Annotated in this window: 1 protein-coding gene; it reads left to right on the top strand. The window is 66.8% G+C overall.

Annotation, left to right across the window (positions count from 1 at the left end; all coding sequences use genetic code 11):
* On the top strand, positions 1–368 hold a 368-nt coding region (locus EN859_RS35935), incomplete at both ends, for a DUF937 domain-containing protein (RefSeq protein ID WP_135913651.1).

The following is a 368-nucleotide window of genomic DNA, read 5'->3' on the forward strand; positions in this document are numbered from 1 at the left end:
CAGCAGACCCAGGCCGCGGTGCAGGCGCTGCTGCCGGCCTTCTCACAGGGGCTTCAGCGCAACACGGCGGACCCCTATGGGATGGGCGCCTTCATTACGGCGATGGCGAGCGGCCAGCACGCCAAATATTTCGAGGACGCGACCCGGGCCTTCTCGCCGCAAGGCATTGATGAAGGCAACGGCATTCTCGGCCATCTGTTCGGCTCGAAGGACCTGTCGCGCGCGGTCGCTGCCCAGGCCGCGCAGGCGACTGGCCTCAGCCAGCAGGTGCTGCAGCAGATGCTGCCAGCCATGGCCTCGATGATGATGGGCGGGCTGTTCAAACAAACGAACAACCAGATGCAGGCCGCCGGCGGCTTCGGCGGCGG

Origin of the sequence: Mesorhizobium sp. M00.F.Ca.ET.216.01.1.1, from assembly GCF_004010325.2 — a bacterium.
Taxonomy (GTDB): domain Bacteria; phylum Pseudomonadota; class Alphaproteobacteria; order Rhizobiales; family Rhizobiaceae; genus Mesorhizobium.